Annotated in this window: 3 protein-coding genes; 2 read left to right on the plus strand and 1 reads right to left on the minus strand. The window is 41.0% G+C overall.

Annotated features, from left to right (window positions below):
- Positions 1–128: 128 nt before the first annotated feature.
- Positions 129–332 carry a hypothetical protein gene (locus AB4507_RS05315; protein WP_372182344.1) on the plus strand — a complete coding sequence of 68 codons (204 nt, stop codon included), beginning with the start codon at positions 129–131 and terminating at the stop codon, positions 330–332.
- A gap of 1,004 nt (positions 333–1,336) precedes the next feature.
- On the plus strand, positions 1,337–3,286 hold the full coding sequence (locus tag AB4507_RS05320) for a replication initiator protein RctB domain-containing protein (protein ID WP_372128423.1): 1,950 nt from the start codon (positions 1,337–1,339) through the stop codon (positions 3,284–3,286).
- A 186-nt stretch (positions 3,287–3,472) separates the two neighbouring features.
- Here AB4507_RS05320 and AB4507_RS05325 read toward each other — a convergent pair.
- A partial coding sequence (locus AB4507_RS05325; protein WP_372182345.1) for a transposase occupies positions 3,473–3,708 on the minus strand: 236 nt, incomplete at its 5' end.

Here is a 3,708-nt window from a genome sequence, read left to right on the forward strand (position 1 = left end):
GCTCATTACCGTGCAGTGATGCTAACCCCTTATCCGATGGGGCATTCTACTCAAGCCGTTCATGATCGCTCATTACCGTGCAGTGATGCCAAACCCTTATCCGATGGGGCATGCTACTCAAGCAGTTCATGATCGCTCATTACCTTGCAGTGATGCAGAACCCTTATCCGAAGGTCATTCTACTCAAGCAGTTCATGATCGCTCATTACCGTGCAGTGATGCCAAACCCTTATCCGATGGGGCATGCTACTCAAGTCGTTCTTGATCGCTCATTACCTTGCAGTGATGCTAAACCCTTATCCGAAGGGGCATACCAGTCAAGCCGTTCATGATCGCTCATTACCGTGCAGCGATGCTAAACCCTTATCAAATGGGGAATGCCGCTCAATTCACTCATGATCGCTCATTATGACGCAGGGATGTGAAAGCTACATACAGCGGAGCTGGCTGGACGTTGTGTTCTTGATCGCTCATTACCTTGCAGTGATGCAGAACCCTTATATGATGGGACTTGCCGCTCAATTCACTCATGATCGCTCATTATGGCGCAGGGATGTGAAAGCTACATACAGCGGTGCTTGCCGAGGAATGTATTCTTGATCGCTCATAGCACTACTGGGGTAAATTCAAATAAAAGGCCATTGCTAATGGCCATCTTAGTGAGAAAGGCTGTGGTGAAATTCTTTGGGATATTGCTCACATAATAAGAAAAGTTTCATGCAGTGATAGCGAGGCTATTAACCCATTGATTATCAAAAAATTATTCAGAAATTATATAACATTTCTAATGAGCGATCATAACATTTTACCAGTGATTAAAGCATCTACCTGACGTGTATTACCTGTTGGTAATGTGTGAGTAACCCTGTATAAGCTGTATAAAGCAATTGAGCGATCAAGAATAAACAATTGAGCGATCAAAAGATGCAATTGAGCGATCAAGAGCTGGGAATTGAGCGATCAAAAGATCCAATTGAGCGATCAAAAGATCAAAGCGTGATCTATCCACAAGCCAATTTTATGACCGCTCCTAAATGAGCGATCATAAGAATATGAAGTTAAAAGAGTAGCATTTAACTATAAAACATAGACTTACGTAGAGCGTATGTATCACCGCACTAAATTGAGCGATCAAGAGTTGTATAAACAAATATCAGCGGTTAAGTATGGGTGTAATCATACTAATCATTAAACCTTTATCAACTAAAGAAATCATCTTTAAAAAGATCATATTTTTAATAACTTAAATCAAAATAATCTGGATGATCATGATAGGGTTGCTTATTCTTGTTCAACAGTTATGATTAAAGCATCATGAAAAACAGTGATAGAGCACATGCCGATAGAACTCAACGATATCTCACCTGAATTGCTAGAAAAAATTGACCTGAAAAGGCGTTTTACTCTTTTTCTTTTCGACCCAGCTGATGTTGAGTTATTTGATACAATTCAGGACATGAGTTTAGGCTTGAAACAACGCACTATTGCTCAACACCTGATCGCCTTAGCTAAATCACACAGTGGCATAGCCAATAAAGTATTTCAAGAAGGCGTAGAGGCACGTTATGAAATTAAACCTGCAACCCTTCGACGTACTTTGATGGAGCTTAAGAACTTAGGGTTCTTAGTCTTACATGAAGTCACTCATAACGGTCAAAAACGGTCTACTTCAAATATTTACACCTTAGCTAAAAAAGTGGACCTAGCTATAATTGCTGATCGTGACTCCCTAACGGATCGCAATCGTCCCAAAGGCAATAAAAAGTCTAATCGTGAAAGTGTCAAAAATGCTCTTCAGAAGAAATCTCTATCTCAACAGGATGTTGATCTGCGACCTTATCTTCCAAAGGGTATGCCTTATGACAAACAAATCTTACCTACTGAGTACATAGCACTGGCTCCAAACAAGAGGAATGGCAGCCCTAAAGCGCTTGTCCAATTCAAGCATCCAAAAGGTGGTAATTATACGGTTGCTGCAAAAGGGCATGAACAAGTATCGACTAAAGGTGCTATCCAAACCTTAATGGCACTATTGTCGTTAGCTATCGCATATAACGCCCGAGCAATGAAAACTAAGCGGTTTTCGCGTCCGTTCGAAAATACTGAGTGTGCTGCAAAACTAGAAGAGATTTTGTATCTACGTGGTCTGAGTGACAACGGTCAGACTCGTGATCGCATAAGAGAACAAATTCAAGAATTACGTCACACAGTTTATGAGTGGACCGATCTAGACGGTGTGATTGTAGATGAAGAACTTCAGAAACTGTTCACGCAAAAAGACTTCCAGTTCATTATTGAACTGGAAACCAACTCAAAACTCGCCCCCGTTATCAATGAGAACGGCGTGGAAGTAAAGCCGACACTGTTCTTCTATACGTTTCATCCCAAACTAATCGAAATTCTGGCTAAGAAAGAAGTATTTTTCACTTTACCCAAAAAGATTGCAGTTGGTGACCCTCTGTTACTCCTCTTCTACATGTGTCTGCGTGTGAGGCGAGTAGGGTATGAGTCTTTGGATCTATCTTTAATTGCTGAACATATGTTTTTCGATGGGAGTGATAAAAAGCTTCATAATGACATCACAGCTGCGTTGGAAATCTATAAATGCAAACCAGGTGATTTGGTAATGCGCAATGATAAAAAGATTACCAAAGACTACAATTTGTGCGGGTACTATATTTCATTCACAAAGAATCAAGATGGTAACTACGTGGCCGTAATTGACTGTGATGAGAAACAGATGATAGAAGCTACAGGTTCAACCTTCAACGAAGGCAAAAAGAATGCTCCAACGATAATGAACCCGTTGGTCAACAAGTTTGCGTTAGCAGATGAGATGAAACGTAACGTACTCGTAGATGCACTCCGCGATGACCTATTGTTTAAATATGTAACACATACAACTAGACGTTTCGCGAATTACCGAAAATTTAAATTATTAGAATCTGAATACACAATATCTGCCTATGACGATGAACACCACATAGACCGTATTGCTCACTTAGTTTCAATGGATTTAAATGCCAATAAAGATGTTGCTGTAGAAGCGCTACATAAAGTGCAAGGCCATCTTAAGAAACTCACTTATGGTGATACAATAATTGAATCCGAACACTTCTACAGCCTGATGAGCCGCTTGGAAACTGGGCATAATATCAAGTTATCAAAAAGTGAATTAATCGACAGTGTAAAGCTATTGAGAGCCAAGAGATTTAACCAGTGGGTTAATGGAGAATTAGATGAGCTTGCCGCTTTCATTTCATCTAAGTTGGCTCAAGTAAGCTAAAGAGACTGAAAATCACAGAAAGTCGATATAGTCACTAAGTATGGTTACCTATTAAAAAAAAGAACCCGATGTGTGTCGGGTTCTTTTTTTCGTTTAATTGTCGTCTGAAACCACCCAATGGTCAGCCACCAGCCGCGTTATAAAGGCATCGAAGGTATCCGCCCCATGAACCCACGGGGCGACTTGTCAGTGTTTGAAGTTCCAAGGCAGGAGTGCGTCGATATCAGGCTCAGCTTTCGCCAGCTCTTTCATGCACTTGACCATATAGTCATAGAGGATAAGGCCGTTGGCTTTTGCAGTCTCGACGATACTGTAAAGCATCGCGCTCGCCTCAGCGCCATTTGGTGTGTTGGAGAATAGCCAATTTTTCCTGCCAATAACCAGCGGTTTAATTGCGCGTTCAGCGCGATTATTATCGATAG

The sequence above is a fragment of the Vibrio sp. 10N.222.54.A3 genome, assembly GCF_041474095.1.
Lineage (GTDB): Bacteria > Pseudomonadota > Gammaproteobacteria > Enterobacterales > Vibrionaceae > Vibrio > Vibrio crassostreae_C.